Consider the following 17911-nt stretch of genomic DNA (forward strand, 5'->3'; position numbering starts at 1 on the left):
CCGCCCCGGCCGCCGCCCGTCCGAAGGCGGCGCAGGGTGTCGGCGAGCAGCGGCTGTGGCAGGCCGTGGAGCGCGGCGAGGCCGACCAGGTGGCCGAACTGATCGGCGTGTCTGAGCAGTTGCGCCCGACCGTGGCCCCGCTGCTGCCGTACCTGAAGACCTGGCGGGCCCGCAGCGAGGAGAGCGCGGAGATCGCCGACTGGCTGTACCGGGAGGACTGGCAGCCCCTGGACACCCCGAAGGGCGGGCACGAGCCCGCCAAGGGGCACTGGCTGCTGGTCGACGCGCCGGAAGCCTTCGCCGCCGCCCTGGAAGCTGCCGGCGGCACCGTTCACCTGGTCCCGTCCGGCACCGAACTGCCCGACAGCATCGCCGAGTTCGCCGCGCGGGCATCGGACGGTGCGGTGCGCGGCATCCTCGCGTTCACCGCCGAGGACGTCACCGCCGACCCCGAGCACCCGTCCGTCACCCGGGGCGCCGTCCGCACCCTGGCGCTGATCCAGGCCCTGGTCACCGCGTACGGCGGGGGCACTCTCCGCGCCCCGCTGTGGATCGTCACCTCCGGCGCCGTCCGCGCCGACGCGCGCGACGCCGCGCCCGAGCCGCGCCGGGCCTCCGCCTGGGGCCTCGGCCGGGTCGTCGCGCTCGAACACCCGCTGCTGTGGGGCGGGTTGATCGACCTGCCCGCCCAGGACCCGAACGCCGTCGCCGCCCAGCTGATCGCCACCCTGACCGCCACCGACGGCGAGCAGGAGGTCGCCCTGCGCCCGGCCGGCCGCCGCGCCCGCCGCCTGGTGCGCCACACCCCCGAGCCGGGCCTGCCCACCTGGCGGGCGCGGGGCACCGCCCTGGTCACCGGCGGCAGCGGCGCCCTGGCCGCGCACGTCGCCCGCCGGCTGGCCGCGCACGGGGTGGAGCACCTGGTGCTCGCCTCCCGTCGCGGGGACGGGGCCGAGGGTGCGGCGCAGCTGCGGGCCGAACTGGAGGCCCTGGGCGTCCGGGTCGACCAGCCCGCCTGTGACGTCACCGACCGCGCCCAACTCGCCGGACTGATCGGCACGTTCGGAGCGGAGCTGCGCGTCGTCGTGCACACCGCCGGAGTCCTCGACGACCGCCTGATCGACCACCTCGACCCGGCCGCCCTGGCCGCCGTCGCCGCGCCCAAGGCGCAGGCCGCGTTCCACCTGGACGAGCTGACGCGCGAACTGGACCTCGACGCGTTCGTGCTGTTCTCCTCCGTCGTCGGCACCCTCGGCAACGTCGGCCAGGCCAACTACGCCATGGCCAACGCCACGCTCGACGCCCTCGCCGAGCGCCGCCGCGCCGCCGGACTGCCCGCCACCGCCGTCGCCTGGGGCCCCTGGGCCACCGCGGGCATGGCGGACGGCCGGATCGGTGCCCACCTGGAGGGCCTGGGCCTCGTCCCGATGCCCGCCGAGCGCGCCCTCGCCTGCCTGGACACCGCCCTGGCCGGCGGCCGCTCCCTGGTCGCCGCCCGGATCGACTGGGAGCGCGCCGCCGCCACGTACGAGGGCCCGGCGCTGCGCGGCGTCCCGGAGGCGTCGGCCGTGCGGGCCTCGGGCAGTACGGCCGAGGCCGGATCGTACGAGCTGCCCGGGCAGGACCCGCTGGGCCACCTGCGCGAGCTGCTGGCCGAGGAGGCCGCGGCCGTCCTGGGCATCAAGAACGCCCGCTCACTGGACGCCGACCGGGGGTTCAAGGACCTCGGCTTCGACTCGATGATGGCGATCGACCTGAGCCGCCGGATCGAGCGGCGCACGGGCGTCAGCACGCCGAAGACCCTGGTCTACGACCAGCCGAACCTCAACGCGGCGGCGTCCTGGCTGCTCGGACGTCTCGCCCCGGCCTCGCAGGCCCCGGGCGTTCAGACCCTGGGCGCTCAGGCCCCGGGTGTTCAGGCCCCGGTGGCGGGTGGCCGCTCGGAGGAGCCGATCGCCATCGTCGGCGTCGGCCTGCGGATGCCCGGCGACGCCCACGACCTCGACAGCCTGTGGACCGTCCTCGCCGAGGGCCGGGACACCCTGCGGACCGTCCCCGCCGACCGCTTCGACATCGACGCCGCCTACGACCCCGACCCCGAGGCCGAGGGCCGCACCTACGTGCGCCAGGCGTCCCTCCTCGGCGACGTCGCCTCCTTCGACGCCGCCTTCTTCGGCATCAGCCCGCGCGAGGCCGAACCGATGGACCCGCAGCACCGGCTGCTGCTGGAGACCGCCTGGAACGCCCTGGAGAACGCCGGCATCCGCCCCAGGGACCTGCGCGACTCGGCGACCGGCGTCTTCATCGGCGCCGGCGCCAGCGAGTACGGCGACCACCGGCTCGGCGCCGACCGCGACACCTACGCCCTCACCGGCCGGCTCCAGAGCTTCCACGCCGGCCGGATCGCCTACCACCTCGGCCTCCAGGGCCCCGCCCTGGCCGTCGACACCGCCTGCTCCTCCTCCCTGGTCGCCCTGCACCTCGCCTGCGAAGCCCTGCGCGCGGGCAGCTGCGAACTCGCCCTCGCCGGCGGCGTCCAGGTCCTCGCCGACCCCGGCGCCTTCGTCGCCCTCAGCCGCTCCCGCGCCCTCGCGCCCGACGGCCGCAGCAAGACCTTCTCCGCAGCGGCGGACGGCTACGGGCGCGGCGAGGGCGTCGGCGTGGTCGCCGTGATGCGGCTCTCGGACGCCCTCGCCCAGGGCCGCGAGGTCCTCGGCGTCGTCCGTGCCACCGCCGTCAACCACGACGGCGCCAGCAGCGGCATCACCGCCCCCAACGGCTCCTCCCAGCAGAAGGTGCTGCGCGCCGCCCTCACCGCCGCCGGGCTCGCCCCGGCCGACGTCGACTACGTCGAGTGCCACGGCACCGGCACCTCGCTCGGCGACCCGATCGAGGTCCAGGCCCTCGCCGCCGTCTACGGCGAAGGCCGCGACGGCGACCGGCCGCTCGGACTCGGCTCGGCCAAGGCCGTCATCGGCCACCTGGAGTCGGCCGCCGGCATCGCGGGCGTCTGCAAGGTGCTCGCCTCCCTCCGGCACCGGAAGCTGCCCGCCGCCGTCCACAGCACGCCGCGCAACCCGAACATCGCGTGGGACGAGCTGCCGGTGCGGGTCGTCGACGAGGCGACGCCGTGGGAGCGGGGCGACCGCGTCCGCCGGGCGGGCGTCTCCGCCTTCGGGCTGAGCGGGACGAACGCGCACGTGATCCTGGAGGAGGCGCCGGTGGCGGCCGCTCCGGTACTGGTCCCCGGTCGGGACGAGGCCCTGACCGTCGCTCCCGCCCCGCAGCGGCCGCAGCCGAGTGCTGTCCCGCTGCTGGTCTCCGGCCGCGACGAGGCCGCCGTCCGTGAGCAGGCTGCCCGCTGGGCCGACTGGCTGGAGGCCCACCCGGCCGCCCTGCTCGCCGGTGTGGCCGCCACCGCCGCCCGCCACCGGACCCACTTCGACCACCGTGCCGCCGTCGTCGCCACCTCGGTCGTCGAGGCCGTCGCGGGGCTGCGTGGGGTGGCTACCGGTGAGCCGGTGGGTGTCGCTGGGGCTCCTGGTGAGGTCGTGTTCGTGTACCCGGGGCAGGGGAGTCAGTGGCTCGGTATGGGCGCGGCGCTGCTGGAGCAGTCGCCGGTGTTCCGGGATGCGGTCGTCGCCTGTGACGAGGCGCTGCGCCCGCTGACCGGCTGGTCCGTGCGGGAGGTTCTGGCCGGTGGCGGTGGGGACCACCCCCCGGTGGACCGGGTGGATGTGGTCCAGCCGGCGCTGTTCGCGATGGGCATCGCCCTCTCCGCCCTGTGGCGTTCGTGGGGTGTGGAGCCCACGGCGGTGGTCGGCCACAGTCAGGGTGAGGTCGTTGCGGCTGTCGTCTCGGGCGCGTTGTCGCTGGAGCAGGGGGCGAAGGTCGTCGCGGTGCGGTCGGCTGCCGTCCGGGCGGTGACGGGCTTCGGCGGCATGGCGCTGGTCGAACGCCCGGTGGCCGCCGTCGAGGAGCTGATCGCCGCGTACGACGGCAGGCTCTCCATCGCCGCCGTCAACACGCCCGGTTCGACCGTGGTCAGCGGTGAGAGCGCCGCGATCGACGCGCTGGTGGCCGAGCTTCAGCAGCAGGACGTGTTCTGCCGCCGGGTGAACGTCGACTACGCCTCCCACAGCGCCCAGATGGACCAGCTCCTGCCCGAACTAGCCGAGGCGTTCGCTGACTTGAAGCCATCGAAGGCCGTCGTCCCGTTCTACTCGACGGTCCTCGGCCGTGTCCTGGACGGTCCGGAGCTGGACGGCGCGTACTGGTGCCGGAACCTGCGCGAGCCCGTCCGCTTCGATCAGGCGCTTGAGCAGCTCCTCGCCGACGGCCGGAACGTGTTCGTTGAGGTCAGCGCCCACCCCGTGCTCTCCATGCCACTGACGGACGGCAGCGCCGAGCACAATGGCGTCGTCGTCGGCTCCCTCGCCCGAGGCGAGGGCGGCACCGGCCAACTCCTCCGCTCCCTCGGGCAGTTGCACGTCCAGGGCGTCCCCGTGGACTGGTCGAAGCTCCTCGAGGGCGAGTTCGTCGCCGACCTGCCGACCTACGCCTTCCAGCGCGAGCACTACTGGGCCGAGGCCGCCACCACCGCCGACGCAGGCGCCATGGGCCTGGAGCCGAACACCCACCCCTGGCTCGGCGCCGCCACCGCCCTCGCCGAGGGCGAAGGGCACCTGTTCACGGGCCGCCTGACCCCCAACGCCCAGCCGTGGCTGCGTGATCACGCCGCCTTCGGCACGGTCCTCGTCCCCGGCACGGGCCTGCTCGAGCTCGCCTGGGCCGCCGCCGACTCCCTCGGCGCCGCCCGCGTCGCCGAGCTGACCCTGTCGGAGCCGCTGGTCCTCGAGGGCCCGGTCCGGCTGCAGATCACGGTCGGCGCCCCGGCCGCCGACGGCCGCCGTCCGATCGCGATCCACGGCCGTCCCGAGGACGGCACCGACGCCTGGACCCTCCACGCCAGCGGCCAACTGGCCGACGACCAGGGCGAGTCGGACGACTTCCCGGCTCTCCGCCGCTGGCCGGTGGCGGGCGCCGAACAGGTCGACCTGGACGGCTTCTACGACCGCTTCGCCGCCCGTGGCCTCGACTACGGCCCGGCCTTCCGGGGCCTGACCGAACTGTGGCGCGACGGCGACACCGCGTACGGCACCGTCCGCCTTCCCGAGGGGCTGGAGGCCGGCGGCTACGGCGTGCACCCGGCTCTCCTGGACGCCGCGCTGCACGTGCTGCAGGCGGTGGTCGCCGACCGGACCCCGGCCGGGACGGCCCTGCTCCCCTTCGAGTGGAGCGACGCCGAGCTCCAGCTGACCGGCTGCACCGAACTCCGGGTCCGGATCGACGCGGTGGAGGTGACGGGCGGTCTCCAGATCGAGTTCTGGGCCGCCGACCCCACCGGCCGACCGGTAGCCCACATCGGCGGCCTCAACCTGCGGGAGGCGACGGCCGAGCAACTGGCCGCCGTCAGGGGTGGCGGGGACCTGTACCGGGTGGAGTTCCAGCCGGTCACCCTGCCCTCCGCACCTTCGGCGGTCGGCGGGGCCGTCGTCCTCGGCGGTGACGGCGCGCTCGCCGCCCGCCTCGGCGCCGAGCACCTGGCCGACCTCGCGGCGCTGGCCGACCGCCTCGGCGGCGCGAAGCCCGTCCCGTCCACCGTGGTCGTCGACGCGACCGCGGACGCCGGACCCGACCGGGCCGACCCGCTGACGGCGGCCGCACTGCGGACCCTCCAACAGCTGCTCGCCGAGCCCGGGTTGGGCACCGCCGAGCTGGTGTGGGTGACCTCCGGCAGCACGGCGGCCGCCGAGGGCGATGCCCTGCCGGGCCTGGCCCACGCCCCGCTGTGGGGCCTGCTGCGCACCGCCCGCACCGAGCACCCGGAGCGGACGATCCGCCTGCTGGACCTCGACGGGCGGACGGAGACGGTGCCCGCCGAGGCGCCGGCCGCAGCCCTTGCCGCCGCCCTTGTCGCCGCCCTGGCCGTCGCCGACGAACCGGAGCTGGCCCTGCGCGGCGGACGCGCGCTGGCGCCGCGCCTGGTGCGCGTCCCGGCTGCGACCGCCGAGCCGGTGATCCGCCCGGACGGAACCGTCCTGATCACCGGCGGCACCGGCGAGTTGGGCCGCCAGGTCGCCGCCGAACTGGTCCGCCGGCACGGCGTGCGGCGACTGGTACTGACCTCCCGGCAGGGCCTCGACGCCCCCGGGGCGACCGATACGGCGCAGGCCCTGCTGACGGCCGGCGCGGAGAGTGTGCAGGTGGTGGCGTGTGATGTCGCTCGGCGGGATGACGTGGAGAAGGTTCTCGCTCTGGCGGGTCCGGATGCTCCGTGGACTGCGGTCCTCCACCTGGCAGGTGTCCTGGACGACGGCCTGCTGGTGGGCCAGGACGAGGAGCGACTGGCTCGGGTGATGGCCCCCAAGGCCACCGGCGCACTCCACCTGGACGAGCTGACAAGGGAGTTGAACCTCGACGCCTTTGTTCTCTTCGCCTCGGCCGCCGGCGTCCTGGGCACCGCGGGCCAGGGCGTCTACGCCGCCGCCAACTCCTTCCTCGACGCGCTCGCCGCCCGCCGCCGCGCCGAGGGCCTTCCCGGCAGCAGCCTGGCCTGGGGCCTGTGGGAACAGGCGGGCGTCGGCATGACCTCCCACCTGGGCGGCGCCGAACTCGCCCGCATGCGGCGCCAGGGCATCGCGCCCCTGCCCGTCGACCAGGGCTTGCGCCTGCTCGGCGCCGCGCTCGGCCGCCCGGCGGAGAACCTGGTGCCCGTCCGCCTCGACCTGGCCTCCGCCCGCCGGGCCGCCGCCGAGGGCGGCCGCCTCGCCGCGGTGCTCAAGGCCCTCGCGCCCGCACCCCGGCGCCGCGCCGCCGCCTCCGCCCGTACGGCCGCCGAGCCGGCCGGGCTGCGGGAACGCCTGACCGCCCTGCCCGAGGCGGAACGGCGCGAGGCGCTGCTCGGGACGGTCCTGCGCGAGATCGCAGCCGTCCTCGGCGGCAAGGGCGGCGGGACCCTGTCCCCTCGGCAGGTGCTCAAGGAACTCGGCCTCGACTCGCTCATGGCCGTCGAACTGCGCCGCCGCCTCGCCGCCGAAACCGGGCTCACCCTGCCCGCCACGCTCGCCTTCGACTACCCGACGCCCGAGGCCATCGCCTCACTGCTGCTCGACCGTCTCGGCCTCACGGGCCCGGCGGCCGTCACCGCCACCGAGGACGAGCAGCCCCCGGCGGAGGCGCTCGCCTGGGCGCTGGAACGGCTCTCCGCCGACCAGATCCAGCGAGCCGGGCTCCTCGACCGGCTCCTCGACCTGGTGCGACAGGAGGAGGCCGCCGGCCCGTCCGTCGCCCTGTCCGTCGCCCCGGCCCCGGCCGGCGAACGGTCGGTCGACGACCTCAACGCCGAACTGGACGCCCTCCTCGGCGGCGTCGGGCTCGACCTGCTCTGACCCCGCACCACTTCCCACTCTCCCGCTCACCCCCGGAAAGGACGTCCGATGACGACCTCAGCCCAGGACCGCATGGAACAGGCGCTGCCCGCCATCCGGGCCCTGCAGAAGCGCGCGGCCGAGCTGGAGGCCCAGCGCTCCGAGCCGATCGCCGTGGTCTCGATGGCCTGCCGCCTGCCCGGCGGGATCGACACCCCGGAGGGTTTCTGGGAGCTGCTGGCCTCGGGCGGCGATGCGATCGGCGGCTTCCCGGAGCGCTGGCAGGGCCTGGACCTGTTCGACCCGGACCCGGAGGCCGTCGGCAAGAGCTACGCCCGGGAGGGTGGGTTCCTCGACGGTGTCGAGCGCTTCGACGCCGCGTTCTTCGGCATCAGCCCGCGCGAGGCGCTGTCGATGGACCCGCAGCAGCGGCTCGTCCTGGAGACGGCCTGGGAGGCCCTGGAGCGTGCGGGCGTTCGCCCGGAGGCGCTGGAGGGCAGCCGGACGGGCGTCTACCTCGGCACCATGAGCACCGACTACGGCAGCCTCGGCCAGGACCTCGACGCGCTCGACGGGTACGTGAGCACCGGCAAGGCGAGCAGCGTGGTTTCGGGTCGCGTCTCGTACGCGCTGGGGCTGCAGGGCCCGGCCGTGACGGTCGACACCGCGTGCTCGTCCTCGCTGGTCGCGACGCACCTCGCGGTGTCGGCGCTGCGGCAGGGCGAGTGCGAGATGGCGCTCGTGGGCGGTGTGACGGTGATGAGCAACCCGTCGCTGTTCGTCGAGTTCAGCCGGCTGCGGGGGATGGCGGCGGACGGGCGCTGCAAGAGCTTCTCGGCGGATGCGGACGGCGCCGGGTGGGCGGAGGGTTGCGGCGTTCTTGTCCTGAAGCGGCTGTCCGCCGCTGAGCGGGACGGGGACCGCGTCCTCGCCGTCATTCGTGGCAGTGCCATCAACCAGGACGGCCGCAGCCAGGGGCTGACCGCGCCGAACGGGCCGTCGCAGCAGCGCGTCATCCAGGACGCCCTGGCCGCTGCCCGGCTGGCCCCGGCGGACATCGACGCGATCGAGGCGCACGGGACGGGGACGTCGCTGGGCGACCCGATCGAGGCGGGCGCGCTGGCCGAGGTCTTCGGGCCGGACCGCCCCACCGATCGCCCGCTCCTGCTGGGCTCGTCGAAGTCGAACATCGGGCACGCCCAGGCCGCCGCCGGTGTCATCGGCGTGATCAAGATGGTGCTGGCGCTGGAGCACGGGATGCTGCCGCGCACCCTGCACGCGGAGGCGCCCAGCCCGCACGTCGAGTGGGACGGCAGCGGGCTCGCGCTGGTGCAGGACGCCACGCCGTGGGAGCGGGGCGAGCGTGCCCGGCGGGCGGGTGTGTCCTCGTTCGGGCTGAGCGGGACGAACGCGCACGTGATCGTCGAGGAGGCCCCGGCGGTTGCCGCCTCCCCGCAGGGGGCGCGGCCGGTGGCCGTTCCGGTGGCCGTTCCGGTGGTCGTGTCGGGGCGGGACGAGGCGTCGGTGCGGGAGCAGGCCGGACGGTGGGCCGAGTGGCTGGACGGTCACGGGGCTGCTGTTCCGCTGGCGGACGTCGCGGTGACCGTTGCCCGGTACCGGACGCAGTTCGAGCACCGGGCCGTTGTGGTGGCGGGCTCGGTGGCGGAGGCGGCTGAGCGGCTGCGTGCCGTCGCTGCGGGTGACTCGGTGGGCGACTCGGTGGGTGTCGCCGGGGCTCCTGGTGAGGTCGTGTTCGTGTACCCGGGGCAGGGGAGTCAGTGGCTCGGTATGGGGGCTGCTCTGCTGGAGCAGTCGCCGGTGTTCCGGGATGCGGTGGTGGCCTGTGATGAGGTGCTGCGGCCGTTGACGGGCTGGTCCGTGCGGGAGGTTCTGGCCGGTGGCGGTGGGGACCACCCCCCGGTGGACCGGGTGGATGTCGTGCAGCCGGCGCTGTTCGCGATGGGTGTCGCGCTCTCGGCGCTGTGGCGTTCGTGGGGCATCGAGCCCACGGCGGTGGTCGGCCACAGTCAGGGCGAGGTCGTTGCGGCTGTTGTCTCGGGCGCGCTGTCGCTGGAGCAGGGTGCCCGTGTGGTGGCTCTGCGCTCCGCCGCTGTCCGGGCTGTGACGGGTTTCGGCGGGATGGCGCTGGTCGAGCGGCCGGTGGCCGTCGTCGAGGAGCTGATCGCCGCGTACGACGGCCGACTCTCCGTCGCCGCCGTCAACACGCCCGGTTCGACCGTGGTCAGCGGTGAGAGCGAGGCCATCGACGCGCTGGTGGCCGAGCTTCAGCAGCAGGACGTGTTCTGCCGCCGGGTGAACGTGGACTACGCCTCGCACAGTGCGCAGATGGACTCGCTGCTGCCGGGTCTGGCCGAGGCGTTCGCTGACTTGATGCCTTCGAAGGCCGTCGTCCCGTTCTACTCGACGGTCCTCGGGCGTGTCCTGGACGGTCCGGAGCTGGACGGTGCGTACTGGTGCCGCAACCTGCGCGAGCCCGTTCGCTTCGACCGGGCGCTTGAGCAGCTTCTCGGTGACGGCCGGAACGTGTTCGTCGAGGTCAGCGCCCACCCGGTGCTCTCCATGCCGCTCACCGACGGCAGCGCCGAGCACAACGGCGTGGTCGTCGGTTCCCTCGCCCGAGGCGAGGGCGGCACCGCCCAACTCCTGCGCTCCCTCGGGCAGTTGCACGTCCAGGGCGTTCCCGTGGACTGGTCGAAGCTCCTCGACGGCGAGTTCGTTGCCGACCTGCCGACCTACGCGTTCCAGCGCGAGTACTTCTGGACGGAGGTCGGTTCGGGCTCGGCGGATGCGGGTTCGATGGGCCTGGAGGCGTCCGCCCATCCGTGGCTGGGTGCCGGAACGGCTCTCGCGGACGGCGAAGGGCACCTGTTCACCGGCCGTCTGGCCCCCAACTCCCAGCCGTGGCTGCGCGACCACGCCGCCTTTGGCACGGTCCTCGTCCCCGGGACGGGCGTCCTTGACCTGGTTCTGGCGGCCGGTCGTGAGGTCGGTGCGGGCCGGGTCGAGGAACTCGCCCTGGTCGAGCCGCTGGTCCTCGAAGGCCCGGTCCGTCTCCAGGTCGTCGTCGGTGGTTCGGAGAACGGTCGCCGTCAGGTGTCCCTCTACAGCCGTCCCGAGGATGCCGAGGACTCCTGGACCCTGAACGCCAGCGGCGAACTCGCCGAAGAGACCGGCGAGTCCGACGGCTTCGACGCTCTCCGCAACTGGCCGGTGGCGACCGCCGGGCCCGTCGACCTGGAGGGCTTCTACGACCGCTTCGCCGCCCGTGGCCTCGACTACGGTCCGGCCTTCCAGGGCCTGACCGAACTGTGGCGCGACGGCAGCACCGCCTACGGCACCGTCCGCCTGCCCGAGGGTGTGAAGGCCGATGAGTTCGGCATCCACCCGGCCCTGCTGGACGCCGCCCTGCACACCCTGGTCGCCGCTCAGCCGCAGGCCGGGGACGCCGAGCGGGTCCTCCTGCCGTTCGAGTGGACGGGCGTCGAGCTGTTCGCCGCCGGTAACACCGAGCTGCGCGTCCGCGTCGAACTGAGCGACGACCAGCTCGCCCTCTGGGTGGCCGACGCCTCCGGCCGGCCGGTCCTGCAAGCCCAGGGACTCCAGCTGCGCGAGGCTTCGGCGGAGCAGGTCCGCGCGGGTGCGACGGTGGACCACCTCTACCGCGTGGAGTTCTCGGAGCTGCGCCGCCTCGAGGAGCGGGCTCCCGTGCGCTCGCTCGTGCTCGGCGCCGCCGGTGGCCTCGCGGGCCTGGCCGACATCGAGAGCGTGTCGCTGGACCAGCTGGAAACCGGAGCTGCCGAGGTTCCGCAGCTGCTTGCCGTGGATCTGACCGAGGTCGCAGGACCGGTGCAGGAGGCGCTGGCCGAGACCCTGCCGGTGGCGCAGCGACTGCTGGCCGAACCCTCGCTCGATCCGGTCGAGTTGGTGTTCGTGACGCGCGGCGCGATGAGCGCTGATCCGGTGCAGGCCGCCCTGTGGGGCCTGGTGCGGACGGTTCGAGCGGAGTACGCCGACCGGCCCGTGCGCCTGCTCGACCTTGACGACAGCGCATCCGTCGACACGATCGCCCAGGCCCTGTTCAGCACGGGCGAGCCGGAGTTGGCGATCGCCGACGGCCGTATCCGCGCCCCGCGCCTGGTGCGCGTCACCGCCGCCGACACCACCGTGACCACCGCCCTCAACCCGGAGCAGGTACTCCAGGACGCGGGCGCTGAGAGCGTCCGTATCGCCGCCTGCGACGCCGCCGACCGCGAGCAGCTCGCCGCCGTCGTCAACGACCTTGGCAGCAGCCTCGGTTCGGTCTTCCACCTCGCCGCCGTCCTCGATGACGGCCTCCTGACCGGCCAGACCCCGGAACGCTTCGCCCACGTCCTCGCCCCCAAGGTGAACGGCGCCCTGCACCTGGACGAGCTGACGCGCGAACTGAACCTCGACGCCTTCGTCCTCTTCTCCTCGGCGGCAGGTGTCCTCGGCAGCGCAGGCCAGAGCGGCTACGCGGCGGCGAACGCTTTCGTTGACGCTCTGGCCGCTCAGCGCCGCGCCGCCGACCTCCCTGCCCTCAGCCTCGCCTGGGGCCTGTGGCAGCAGGCCGGCACCGGCCTCACCGCAGGGCTCGGCCAGGCGGAGATCACGCGGCTGCGCCGCCAGGGGGTGGGCGCGCTCACGGCTGCCCAGGGCCTGCGCGCCCTTGATGCGGCGCTGGCCTCGAACTTCGCTCACGTCGTCCCTGTCCGCCTCGAACTCGGCTCGGTCCGACGCGAGTTGGAGCGCGGCGGCGAGGTCCCGTCCCTGCTCCGCGCCCTGGTGCGCGCCCGCCTGCGCCGCGCCGGCTCGACGGCAGCGGCGCCTTCCGCCCTGCACGAGCGCCTCGCCGCCCTCTCCGCCACCGAGCGTCAGTCCGTTCTCCTCGACCTGGTCCGCCGCGAGGCCGCCGCCGTCCTCGGCGTCGGCGGTCCCGAAGGCGTCGGTGCGCAGCAGGTGTTCAAGGAGCTGGGCCTCGACTCGCTCATGGCCGTCGAGGTCCGCCGTCGCCTCGCCGCCGAGACGGGCCTCACGCTGCCCTCGACCCTGGCGTTCGACTACCCGACCCCCACCGCCATCGCCGGTCTGATCCTCGATCGCCTCGACCTGGGCGCCAAGCCCGACCGGGCCCCCGTCCGCGTCACCCCGGGTACGCAGGCCGACGACCCCATCGCCGTCGTCTCCATGGCCTGCCGCCTGCCCGGTGGGATCGACACCCCGGAGGGTTTCTGGGAGCTGCTGGCCTCGGGCGGCGACGCCGTCGGCGGCTTCCCGAAGCGTTGGCAGGGCCTGGACCTGTTCGACCCGGACCCGGAGGCCACGGGCAAGAGCTACGCCCGAGAAGGCGGCTTCCTCGAGGACATCGACCGGTTCGACGCGGCCTTCTTCGGCATCTCGCCGCGCGAGGCGCAGTCCATGGACCCGCAGCAGCGCCTCGTCCTGGAGACGGCCTGGGAGGCCCTGGAGCGCGCGGGCGTCCGCCCGGGCAGCCTCGAAGGCACCCGTACCGGCGTCTACCTGGGCACGATGACCTCCGACTACGGGCACCAGGGCCGCGACCTCGGCGCGCTCGACGGCTACACCAGCACGGGCTACGCGAGCAGTGTGGTTTCGGGCCGCGTGTCGTACGCGCTGGGGCTTCAGGGCCCGGCGGTGTCGGTCGACACCGCGTGCTCGTCCTCGCTGGTCGCGACCCACCTCGCCGTGTCCGCGCTGCGGCAGGGCGAGTGCGAGATGGCACTCGTCGGTGGCGTCACCGTGATGAACACCCCGGCGCTGTTCGTCGAGTTCAGCCGCCTGCGGGGGATGGCGGCCGATGGTCGCTGCAAGAGCTTCGGCGCCGACGCGGACGGCGCTGGGTGGGCCGAGGGCTGTGGCGTGCTCGTCCTGAAGCGGCTGTCCGCCGCTGAGCGGGACGGGGACCGCGTCCTCGCCGTCATCCGGGGGACCGCCATCAACCAGGACGGCCGCAGCCAGGGGCTGACCGCGCCGAACGGGCCGTCGCAGCAGCGTGTGATCCAGGACGCGCTGGCGGCATCTCGCCTGGCCCCGGCGGACATCGACGCGATCGAGGCCCACGGCACCGGCACCTCCCTCGGTGACCCGATCGAGGCGGGCGCGCTGGCCGAGGTCTTCGGCCCGAACCGGCCCACCGACCGGCCCCTCCTCCTCGGCTCCTCCAAGTCGAACATCGGGCACGCCCAGGCCGCCGCCGGTGTCATCGGCGTGATCAAGATGGTGCTGGCACTGCAGAACGGGGTTCTGCCCCGCACCCTCCACGCCGACGAGCCGAGCCCCCACATCGAGTGGGACGGCAGCGGGCTGTCCCTGCTCCAGGAGTCCACGCCGTGGGGGCGGGGCGAGCGCGCCCGCCGCGCGGGCGTTTCCTCCTTCGGGCTGAGCGGCACCAACGCGCACCTGATCCTCGAAGAGGCCCCGACCGTCGCCCCCGCCCCGCCGCAGCCGCAGCCGCAGCCGAGTGCTGTGCCGCTGCTGGTCTCCGGCCGCGACGAGGCCGCCGTCCGTGAGCAGGCTGCCCGCTGGGCCGACTGGCTCGACGCGAACCCGGCCGCCCCGCTCGCCGGTGTGGCCGCCACCGCCGCCCACCACCGCACCCACTTCGACCACCGCGCCGCCGTGATCGCCACCTCGGTCGTCGAGGCCGTCGCGGGGCTGCGTGGGGTGGCCGCAGGAGGGTCGGCGGGTGTCGGAATGGCCGGCGACCCGGGTGGCGTGGTGTTCGTGTACCCGGGGCAGGGGAGTCAGTGGCTCGGTATGGGCGCGGCTCTGCTGGAGCAGTCGCCCGTCTTCCGTGAGGCCGTCGTCGCCTGTGACGAGGCGCTGCGCCCGCTGACCGGCTGGTCCGTCCTCGAGGTCCTCGACGGCGGCGGCGGGGATCACCCGCCGGTGGACCGGGTGGATGTCGTGCAGCCGGCGCTGTTCGCGATGGGTGTCGCGCTCTCGGCGCTGTGGCGTTCGTGGGGTGTGGAGCCCAGCGCGGTCGTGGGGCACAGTCAGGGCGAGGTGGTCGCGGCCGTCGTCTCGGGCGCGCTGTCGCTGGAGCAGGGGGCGAAGGTCGTCGCGGTGCGGTCGGCTGCCGTCCGGGCGATGACGGGCTTCGGCGGCATGGCGCTGGTCGAACGCCCGGTGGCCGCCGTCGAGGAGCTGATTGCCGCGTACGACGGCAGGCTCTCCGTCGCCGCCGTCAACACGTCCGGTTCCACGGTCGTGTCGGGCGAGGTGGAGGCGCTGGACCGCCTGGTCGCGGACCTCCAGCAGCAGAACGTCTTCTCCCGCCGGGTGAACGTCGACTACGCCTCCCACAGTGCGCAGATGGACTCGCTGCTGCCGGGTCTGGCCGAGGCGTTCGCTGACTTGAAGCCTTCGAAGGCCGTCGTCCCGTTCTACTCGACGGTCCTCGGCCGTGTCCTGGACGGTCCGGAGCTGGACGGCGCGTACTGGTGCCGCAACCTGCGCGAGCCCGTCCGCTTCGACCAGGCGCTTGAGCAGCTCCTCTCCGACGGCCGGAACGTGTTCGTCGAGGTCAGCGCCCACCCGGTTCTTTCCATGCCGCTCACCGACGGCAGTGCCGAGCACAACGGCGTGGTCGTCGGCTCCCTCGCCCGAGGCGAGGGCGGCGTCGACCAACTCCTCCGCTCCCTCGGTCAGTTGCACGTTCAGGGCGTCGAGATCGACTGGCAGAAGGTTCTGGAAGGTGGCGAGTTCGTCGCCGACCTGCCCACCTACGCCTTCCAGCGCGAGCACTACTGGGCCGAGACCACCGCCACCAGCATCGACGCGGGCTCGATGGGCCTGGAGACGTTCACCCACCCCTGGCTCGGCGCCGCCACCGCCCTCGCCGAGGGCGAAGGCCACCTGTTCACCGGCCGTCTGGCCCCCAACGCCCAGCCGTGGCTGCGTGATCACGCCGCCTTCGGCACGGTCCTCGTCCCCGGCGCGGGCATCCTCGACCTGGTTCTGGCGGCCGGTCGTGAGGTCGGTGCAGGCCGGGTCGAGGAACTCGCCCTGGTCGAGCCGCTGGTCCTCGAATCCCCGATCCGGCTGCAGATCACGGTCAGTGCCCCGGACGCCAACGGCCACCGTCAGGTCGCTCTCCACGGTCGTCCGGAGGAGGCCGAGGACGGCTGGACTCTGCACGCCAGTGGCGAACTCGCGGAGGAGCAGGGCGCACAGGACGGCTTCGAGACGCTGCGCCACTGGCCGGTGGCGAACGCCGAGTCCGTCGACCTGGAGGGCTTCTACGACCGCTTCGCGGCCCGTGGCCTGGCGTACGGCCCGGCCTTCCAGGGCCTGACCGAGCTGTGGCGCGACGGCAGCACCGCGTACGGGCTGGTCCGCCTGCCCGAGGGCGTGAAGGCCGACGAGTTCGGCATCCACCCGGCCCTTCTGGACGCCGCCCTGCACACCCTCGTGGCCGTGCGTGACGGCGGTGACCAGCGGGTGTTCCTGCCGTTCGAGTGGACGGGCGTCGAGCTGTTCGCCGCCGGGAGCACCGAGCTGCGCGTCCGCGTGGACCTCGACGAGAGTGGTACCAGTGCCCGTATCTGGGTGTCGGACCCGGCGGGTGGCCCGGTGGCGTTCGTCGACGGTCTGCAGATCCGCGAGGCGTCGTCCGAGCAGGTCCGGGCCGGTGCGTCCGTCGACCACCTCTACCGCCTGGACCACCAGGAGCCGCGCACCCTGGAGGAGCGTTCACTCGCCGACCTCTGGGTGATCGGCACCGGGCACGTCTCCGAACTCCCCATCGCCAGCCAGGTGGAGGGACCGGAGGGGCTCATCGAGCGCCTTGCTTCGGAGTCCCACCCTCAGGCCGTCGTCGCGGACCTGTCCGGGGCCGTCGGCTCGGTGCAGGAGGTTCTGGCGGACGCGCTCACGCTGATCCAGCGACTCACCGCCGAACCCTCCCTCGAGCCGGTCGAGTTGGTGTTCGTGACGCGCGGCGCAACCGGCACCGATCCGGTGCAGGCCGCGCTGCTGGGCCTGTTGCGGACGGTCCGCGCGGAGTACGCCGACCGGCCGATCCGCCTGCTCGACCTCGATGGCAGCGCTTCTGTCGACGTGATCGAGCGCGCCCTTTCGACTGTCGGTGAGCCGGAGTTGGCGATCGCCGACGGCCGTATCCGCGCCCCGCGCCTGGTGCGCGTCACCGCCGCCGACACCACCGTGACCACCGCCCTCAACCCGGAGCAGGTACTCCAGGACGCGGGTGCCGAAACCGTCCGTATCGCCGCCTGCGACGCCGCCGACCGCGAGCAGCTCACCGCCATCGTCAACGACCTAGGCAGCAGCCTCGGTTCGGTCTTCCACCTCGCTGCCGTCCTCGACGACGGCCTCCTGACCGGCCAGACCCCGGAACGCTTCGCCCGCGTCCTCGCGCCCAAGGTGAACGGCGCCCTGTACCTGGACGAGCTGACGCGCGAGTCGAACCTCGACGCCTTCGTCCTCTTCTCCTCGGCGGCAGGTGTCCTCGGCAGCGCAGGCCAGGGCGCCTACGCGGCGGCGAACGCTTTCGTTGACGCTCTGGCCGCTCAGCGCCGCTCCGCCGACCTCCCCGCCCTCAGCCTCTCCTGGGGCCTGTGGCAGCAGGCCGGTACCGGCCTGACCGCTCACCTCGGCGACGCCGAGCTGAGCCGCATGCGCCGCCAGGGCGTCGCCGCCCTCACCCCCGCCCAGGGCCTGCGCGCCCTCGACGCCGCACTCACCACCGACCTCGCCCACGTCGTCCCCGTCCGCCTCGAACTGTCAGCCATACGCCGCGAGTTGGAAAGGAGTGGCGACGTGCCACCGCTGTTGCGATCCCTCGTCCGGGCCCGCCTGCGCCGCGCCGGTGCGACGGCGGCCGCGCCCTCCGCCCTGCGCGAGCGCCTCGCCGCGCTCGCGCCGACCGAGCGGCAGCCCGCCGTCCTCGATCTGGTCCGCCGCGAGGCCGCCGCCGTCCTCGGCGTCGGCGGAGGGCCCGAAGCCCTCGGCGCCCACCAGGTCTTCAAGGAACTCGGCCTCGACTCCCTCATGGCCGTCGAACTGCGCCGCCGCCTCGCCGCCGAGACCGGACTGACCCTCCCCTCCACCCTCGCCTTCGACTACCCCACCCCCACCGCCATCACCGAACTCGTCCTGAACCGCCTGGACGTGGCCGGCAACGGCGCGGCGCCGACCTCGTCGGGCGTCCGGCTGACCAGGGAGCTGATGGACAACCTCGTGGAGCTGCTGCGCTCCGCGACCCCCCTGCAACTCGAATCGGAGGGACTGGCGGGCCAGTTCCTCACCCTCAAGAACGGCCTCGCGAAGGCCGTCGTCCCGGAAGCGCCAGCGGTCGAGCTGGAGACCGGAAGCAGCACCGAAGACCTTCTGCAGTTCTTGGACCGCAAGCTGGGAGTCACGGCATGAGCAGCACATCCGAAGTCGAGAAGCTCGAGGCG

General features: G+C 74.1%; 1 protein-coding gene and 1 pseudogene. Both read left to right on the top strand.

The genetic code is table 11. The features are described from left to right. The first annotated feature begins 53 nt into the window (after positions 1–53). A complete protein-coding gene (locus tag IH61_RS0129200; RefSeq protein ID WP_267884076.1) occupies positions 54–7451 on the top strand; it encodes a type I polyketide synthase in 7398 nt (2465 codons plus the stop codon). Positions 7452–7592: 141 nt separating this feature from the next. Further along, positions 7593–17879 (top strand): annotated as a pseudogene (locus tag IH61_RS46330) (beta-ketoacyl synthase N-terminal-like domain-containing protein); the annotation flags it as partial. Positions 17880–17911 lie beyond the last annotated feature (32 nt).

Source organism: Streptomyces sp. NRRL WC-3742 (assembly GCF_000720635.1).
In the GTDB taxonomy this organism is placed as follows: domain Bacteria; phylum Actinomycetota; class Actinomycetes; order Streptomycetales; family Streptomycetaceae; genus Kitasatospora.